At 71.1% G+C, this 6,628-nt stretch carries 8 protein-coding genes; 6 read left to right on the forward strand and 2 right to left on the reverse strand.

All coding sequences use genetic code 11. The features are described from left to right. Together BGO22_RS18310 and BGO22_RS18315 are read left to right on the forward strand one after the other, a co-directional pair. A partial coding sequence (locus BGO22_RS18310) for a sigma-70 family RNA polymerase sigma factor family protein (RefSeq protein ID WP_502686482.1) occupies positions 1–432 on the forward strand: 432 nt, incomplete at its 5' end. Between the two features lie 47 nt (positions 433–479). Continuing rightward, positions 480–938 carry a carboxymuconolactone decarboxylase family protein gene (locus tag BGO22_RS18315; protein WP_070399532.1) on the forward strand — a complete coding sequence of 153 codons (459 nt, stop codon included), beginning with the start codon at positions 480–482 and terminating at the stop codon, positions 936–938. A 15-nt stretch (positions 939–953) separates the two neighbouring features. Here the strand turns inward: BGO22_RS18315 and BGO22_RS18320 are convergent, their stop codons facing one another. Beyond that, positions 954–1,844, reverse strand: a complete 891-nt coding sequence (locus tag BGO22_RS18320) for a LysR family transcriptional regulator (RefSeq protein WP_070399310.1) — start codon at positions 1,842–1,844, stop codon at positions 954–956. A gap of 101 nt (positions 1,845–1,945) precedes the next feature. On the opposite strand from BGO22_RS18320, the gene BGO22_RS18325 reads away from it, so the two are divergent. After that, positions 1,946–2,560: an FMN-dependent NADH-azoreductase gene (locus tag BGO22_RS18325; RefSeq protein WP_286852102.1), complete on the forward strand. Its 615-nt coding sequence runs from the start codon at positions 1,946–1,948 to the stop codon at positions 2,558–2,560. Positions 2,561–2,586: 26 nt separating this feature from the next. Here BGO22_RS18325 and BGO22_RS18330 read toward each other — a convergent pair whose 3' ends face one another. Next, the gene (locus BGO22_RS18330; RefSeq protein WP_286852104.1) at positions 2,587–3,348 is read right to left on the reverse strand and encodes an IclR family transcriptional regulator; all 762 of its coding nucleotides are present in this window, start codon (positions 3,346–3,348) and stop codon (positions 2,587–2,589) included. A 96-nt stretch (positions 3,349–3,444) separates the two neighbouring features. Between BGO22_RS18330 and BGO22_RS18335 the strand changes: the two genes are divergently transcribed. From BGO22_RS18335 to BGO22_RS18345, 3 genes are all read left to right on the forward strand, one after another. Then, positions 3,445–4,245, forward strand: coding sequence for an SDR family oxidoreductase (locus tag BGO22_RS18335; RefSeq protein WP_070399321.1), 801 nt, complete (start codon positions 3,445–3,447; stop codon positions 4,243–4,245). A gap of 103 nt (positions 4,246–4,348) precedes the next feature. Continuing rightward, complete coding sequence (locus BGO22_RS18340) at positions 4,349–5,665, forward strand: flavin-containing monooxygenase (protein WP_286852107.1); 1,317 nt, start codon at positions 4,349–4,351, stop codon at positions 5,663–5,665. A 19-nt stretch (positions 5,666–5,684) separates the two neighbouring features. Continuing rightward, positions 5,685–6,611, forward strand: coding sequence for a bile acid:sodium symporter family protein (locus BGO22_RS18345; RefSeq protein ID WP_286852108.1), 927 nt, complete (start codon positions 5,685–5,687; stop codon positions 6,609–6,611). The last annotated feature ends 17 nt before the right edge of the window (positions 6,612–6,628 follow it).

The following is a 6,628-nucleotide window of genomic DNA, read 5'->3' on the forward strand; positions in this document are numbered from 1 at the left end:
CCCGAGGACCAGCGGCGCCTGCTGAGCGCCTTCGCCGAGGCGGCGTCGCGCGGCGACATCAGCGGCCTGAAGGCCGTGCTGGCCGAGGACGCGCGGCTCGTCAGCGACGGCGGTGGCAAGGTGCCCAGCTTTGGCGTGCCCCTGCTGGGCGGCCAGCGCATCGCGCAGCTCTATCTGGCCACCAGCCTGCGCTTCGCGGGCCGCGTGCACTACGAACTGGCCCCGCTCAACGGCGAATGGGGCCTGCTGCGCTTCATCGACGGCGCGCTGGAATCGGCGCAGGCGCTGCGGATCGAGGACGGCCGCGTCGTGGGCATCCAGGTGCAGCGCAACCCCGACAAGCTGCGGCACATCGCGCAGGCGCTGGGCCACGCGCAGCTGGACCCATCGGTCACAAACTACGTCACAGGAGACGGCGCCGCTTCGTCTTGAGGGGTGAAGGCTTTCTTCATTTCTTCTCACAACGAAAGGTGATCCCCGTGAACGCTCCCCGTCTCCCCTGGACCGAGATCGCGCCCAAGACCTACCAGGCCATGGCCGCCGTCAAGGCCAGCACCATGCGCTCCACGCTGGGCAAGGGCCTGATGTCGCTGATGGACCTGCGCGTGTCGCAGATCAATGGCTGCGCCTTCTGCGTCGACATGCACACGCGCGAGCTGCGCCAGCACGGCGAGGCCTGGCAGCGCATCAACAGCCTGTGCACCTGGCGCGAGACGGTGCTGTACAGCCCGCGCGAACGCGCGGCGCTGGCCTGGGCCGAGGCATTGACGCGCCTGCCGGACGGGCACGCGGGCCACGACGCCGCCTTCGACGCGCTGCGCGACCACTTCAATGACCAGGAGATCGTTGAACTCAGCTGGACCATCGCCCAGATCAACACCTGGAACCGCATGGCCGTGGGCATGCACGCGCCGCTGCCCGACAAGCCGATCGAATAACGCTAGCCGCTGCGCTTAACCGGCCCCGCGCGCGTTGGCCAGCAGGATCTCGGCCAGGCGCTGCGCAGCCGGGCCGGCGCCCTCGCGGTCGCCGAACACCAGGTACAGGTCGGCGAAGCGCTCGCCGCCGCGCCGCATGGGCAGGGGCTTGAGCCGGCCCGCGTCGAGGTCCTGGCGGATCAGTTCCTCCGGCAGCCAGGCGAAGCCGTGGCCGCCGCGCGCGGCCTCGATGGAGGTGGAGATGTGGCTCACCGTCCAGCGGCGCGGCGTCTGCACCGCCGGCTCGTGGCCGCGCTGCGGGCTGGTCTCGCGCACCACCAGGTGGCGGTGCTGCCGCAGGTCGCGCAGCGTGACGGCGCGGTCCAAGCGGTGCAGGGGGTGGTCCGGGTGGGCCACCAGCAGGAAGCGCACGCGCATCAGGTGCTGGCCCTCGTAGCCCGTGGGCACGGTGCCGTAGATGGCGATGTCGATGCCGCCTTCTTCCAGCAGCGAGCTGCGGTGGCCGAGCACGGCCTCCACCACCTCGACGCGCGTGTGCTCGGCGCTCTGGCCGAAGCGCTCCAGGCAATCGAACAGGCGCCGGTTGGGGTAGATCACCTCCACCGCCAGCCGCAGCTCGGCTTCCCAGCCCAGCGACAGGCAGGCCGAGGCCGATTCCAGCGCGGCGGCCTCGGCCACCAGGTAGCGCGCGCGCTGGTAGAGCTGCTCACCGGTGGGCGTGAGCCGGGCCTTGCGGCCCTCCAGCTCGAACACCTGCACGCCCAGCTGCGCCTGGATCTGCTGCACCGCGTAGGTGACGGAGGACTGGCTGCGGCTCAGTTGCTCGGCCGCGCGCGCGTAGCCGCCGGCCTCCACCACGGCCACCAGGGCGTTCCATTGATCGAGCGTGACGCGGGGGTGGGCCATGGCTTTTATGATCGATTGAGTAGATGGTTTTGAGCAGAATTTTGCGCTTTTTCATTCAATAAGTCGATGTTTCAATGGCGCATCCCAACAAGGAACCCGCCATGAAAACCCTGCTCCTGATCCGCTCCAGTCTCCTGCTCGGCAACGGCCAGTCCAACCGCCTGGCCGACCGCTACGTCGCCGCCTGGCAGGCCGCCCACCCCGAGGGCCGCGTCGTCGTGCGCGACCTCGCGACCCAGCCCGTGCCGCACCTGGACCTGGCGCGCGTGGGCGCCTTCTCCACGCCGGCCGAGCAGCGCACGCCCGAACAGCAGGCCCTGGTGGCCGAGTCCGACGCGCTCATCGCCGAGCTGCAAAGCGCCGACGTGGTGGCGCTGGGCCTGCCGCTCTACAACTTCGGCATCCCGTCCACGCTCAAGGCCTACTTCGACCACATCGCCCGCGCCGGCGTCACCTTCCGCTACACCGCGGCCGGCGCCGAGGGCCTGGTCAAGGGCAAGCAGGTGCTGGTGTTCGCCGCGCGCGGCGGCCTCTACCAAGGCCAGCCGCACGACACGCAGACGCCCTATGTGCGCAACTTCCTGGGCTTCCTGGGCATGACCGACGTGCGCTTCGTCTTCGCCGAGGGCCTGGCCATGGGCGAGGAACCGCGCCGCGAAGGCCTGCGCGCCGCCGAGGCGGACATCGACGCCCTGCTCGAAACCGCCGAGGCCTGAGCGCGGCGGCGCGCCGCTGTGCCGGTCTAGAGCGTGCGCGCCAGCGCCTGCGCCGCCTCCGCCAGGCGCGGCAGGAACGCGGGCAGCCGCGCCAGCGGCACGCGCGCCGACGGCGCCTGCAGCGCCAGCGCGCAGCGCAGGCCGCGCTCGCCGCTGGCCCGCACCGGCACCGCGATGCAGACCAGGCCGTCGACGAACTCCTCGGCGTCGAAGGCGTGGCCCTGGCGGCGGATGGTCGCCAGCTCGGCCTCCAGCGCGTCGCGCCGCACCAGCGTGGTGGCCGTGTGGTGCGTGAGGCTCAGGCCATCGAGCAGGGCCCGGCGCCGCGCCGGATCGAGGTGCGCCAGGAACAGCTTGCCGCTGGCCGAGCAGTGCAGCGGCACGCGCGTGCCCGGGCGCAGCTCCAGCCGCAGCGGAAACGCCGACTCCACCCGGTCCAGGTAGACCACCTCGGCGCCCGACAGGGCCGTGAGGTTGCAGCTCTCGCCCAGCTCGGCCACCAGCTGGCGCAGCACCGCGTGGCGCACGCCGTGCTGCGTGCTCGCGCCCAGCGCGTCTTCGCTCAGGCGCAGCAGGCGCGGCGCCAGCGCGTAGCGCCGGCCGTCCGGTTCGCGCTGCAGCCAGCCGCCCATCTCCAACTGCTGCAGCATGCGGTGCACCGTGGGCTTGGGCCAGCCGGTGCCGGCCACCACCTCGGGCAGGGCCAGGGGCCGGCCCTCGCGCACCAGGTGCTCGATTAGGTCCATCAGGCGCAGGCCCGGACTGGTGGGGGAGGCGGGTTCTTTCATGTCTCGAATTTCGAGACAAATCAATAAAAGTTTTCGAGACGCAGTGTAGGCGCCCCCTACAGTCGCCGGCAACAACCCACAGAGGAGGCCCGCGCCTTGCGATTCCACAACGCCGTGCTCACCGGCGCCTGCGGCGGCTTTGGCCAGGCGCTGGCGCGCCAGCTCATCGCGCAGGGCGCCCGGGTGGCCCTGATCGGCCTGAACCGCGCCGCGCTGGACGAACTCGCCGCGCTCGCGCCCGAGCGCTGCGCCGTCTACACGCCCGACGTGAGCGACGCCGCCGCCATGGCCGCCGTGGGTGCCGACTGGCTCGCCCGCTTCGGCGCGCCCGACCTCGTGATCGCCAACGCCGGCGTGGCCGGCGGCTTCGACACCGCCCGCCCCGACGACCTGCGCGTGATGCGCCGCATGCTGGAGATCAACCTGCTGGGCGTGGCCACCAGCTTCTCGCCCTTCCTGGGCGCCATGAAGGACGCCGGCCGAGCGGCCGCGCTGGTGGGCGTGGCCAGCATCGCCGGCTGGCGCGGCATGCCGGGCAACGGCGCCTACTGCGCCAGCAAGGCCGGCGTCATCGCCTACCTGCAAAGCCTGCGCGCCGAGCTGCGGCCCACGGCCCTCACCGTGCACACCGTGAGCCCGGGCTACCTGCGCACCGCGCTCACCGCCGGCAACCGCTTCGCCATGCCCGGCCTGCTGGAGCCCGACGAGGCCGCGCGCCGCCTGCTCGCGGGCGTGGCGCGCGGCACCGAACACATCGTGCTGCCGCGGCGCATCGGCTGGCTCTCGCGCCTGCTCGACCTGCTGCCCGAGAGGCTGCACGACAAGATCCTGCTGGGCCAGCCGCGCAAGCCGCGCGCCGGCGAACCCGGCGCCACCGACATCCCCGGACTGAAATGACGACCACCCCTGCCGCGCTTCGCGCGACCCCCTCAAGGGGGCGACACCAGCCGTCTGGCCAAGCCAGCCCGGCGGTGTCCCTGGGTCAAACCCGCTGATTCCCATGACCGCTCCCACCGAACAACAGATCGCCCTCATCGGCGCCGGCCCGTCCGGCCTGGCCGGCGCGCGCTGCCTGCAGAAACTCGGCGTGCCCTTCCAGGGCTTCGAGGCGCACGGCGACGTGGGCGGGCTGTGGAACATCCACAACCCGCGCTCCACCGTCTACGAATCGGCGCACCTGATCTCCAGCAAGCGCATGACGGAGTTCCTCGAATTCCCCATGGGCGAGGGCGTGGCCGACTACCCCAGCCACCGCGAGCTGCTGGACTACTTCCGCGCCTTCGCCGACCACTTCGGCCTGCGCCAGCACTACCGCTTCCACACCCGGGTGCTCAAGGCCGAGCCCGTGTCCGACGCGCCCGACACCCTGTGGCGCCTGACCACGCAGACCGGCGAGGCCGCGCCACAGACCGCGCTCTACAAGGGCGTGGTGGTGGCCAACGGCACCCTGGCCGAGCCCAACATCCCGCGCTTCGAGGGCTCGTTCAGCGGCGAGATCTGGCACACCGCGCAGTACAAGTCGGCCACGCAGCTCGCGGGCCAGCGCGTGCTCATCGTCGGCGCGGGCAACTCGGGCTGCGACATCGCCGTCGACGCCGTGCACCACGCCAGAAGCATCGACATCTCGGTGCGGCGCGGCTACTACTTCGTGCCCAAGTACGTGTTCGGCAAACCGGCCGATTCGGTGGGCGGCAAGATCTCGCTGCCGCCCTGGCTCAAGCAGCGCATCGACAGCACCATCCTGCAGTGGTTCACCGGCGACCCGGTGCGCTTCGGCTTCCCCAAGCCCGACTACCTCATGTACGAGTCGCACCCGGTGGTGAACTCGCTCATCCTGTACCACATCGGCCACGGCGACGTGGCCGTGCGCCCCGACATCGCGCGCCTGGACGGCCCCACCGTGCACTTCAAGGACGGCAGCGCGCAGGACTACGACCTCATCCTCACGGCCACCGGCTACAAGCTGCACTACCCCTTCCTGGACCACGCGCTGCTGAACTGGCAGGGCATGGCGCCGCAGCTCTACCTCAACATCTTCGCGCCGCGCTTCGACCGCCTCGCCGTGCTGGGCATGGTGGAGGCCAGCGGCCTGGGCTGGCAGGGCCGCTACGAACAGGCCGAGCTGGTGGCGCGCTACCTCAAGGCCCTGGACGCGGGCGCGCCGCAGGCCGCCGCGCTCAAGGCCGCCAAGGCCGGCCCGCCGCCGGACCTGTCGGGCGGCTACCGCTACCTCAAGCTCGAGCGCATGGCCTACTACGTGCACAAGGGCACCTACCGCAAGGCCGTGCGCGAGGCCGCCAACGCCTTCCCGCAATGAGGATGAGGAGACTCCGCCCATGCTGCCCGTCGACGAGATCCGCCTGAACTTCAACCCCGCCTCGCTCGCCGTGCTGAACGCGGTGCTGGCCTTCCTGATGTTCGGCATCTCGCTGGACACGCGCATCGAGGACTTCAAGCGCGTGCTGCGTTTGCCGCTGGCCTTCACCGTGGGCATCGTGGCGCAGTTCCTGTTCCTGCCCGCCATCACCTTCGGGCTCACGCTGCTGCTGGGCGTGGCGCCCAGCATCGCGCTGGGCATGATCCTGGTGGCCTGCTGCCCGCCGGGCAACGTGAGCAACATCCTCACCCACCGCGCCAACGGCAACGTGGCCCTGAGCGTGTCCATGACGGCGGTGTCCAACGCCATCGCTATCGTGGCCATGCCGCTGAACTTCGCTTTCTGGGGCGGCCTGCACCCCACGGCCTTGACCCTGCTCAAGACCATCGCGCTGGACCCGGTGCAGATGGTGGGGCACATCCTGCTCATCATCGGCATCCCCTTCGCGCTGGGGCTGTGGGTGGCGCACCGCTTCCCCCGGGCCACGGCGCGCTTCAAGAAGCCGGTGCGCATCTTCAGCTTCCTCGCGCTCATCGGCTTCATCGTCGGCGCCATCGCGGGCAACTGGCGCTACTTCCTCGACTACGTGGGCCTGGTCATCGTGGCCGTGGCCATCCACGACGCGCTGGCCTTCGGCATCGGCTGGCTCAGCGCGCGCGCCGTGGGCCTGCCCGACTACGACCGCCGCGCCCTGTCCATCGAGGTCGGCATCCGCAACGCGGGCCTGGGCCTGGTGCTGATCTTCAGCTTCTTCGGCGGCCTGGGCGGCATGGCCGTGGTGGCCGGCGTCTGGGGCTTCTGGGACATCATCGCCGGCATGCTGCTGGCGGGCTGGTGGGGCAGGCGCCCGTTGCGGGGCGGCGTGCCGGGGCAGGCCCGCGCATGAGGTCCGCATGAAAGCGA

The sequence above is a fragment of the Hydrogenophaga sp. 70-12 genome, from assembly GCF_001897365.1.
Lineage (GTDB): Bacteria > Pseudomonadota > Gammaproteobacteria > Burkholderiales > Burkholderiaceae_C > Hydrogenophaga > Hydrogenophaga borbori.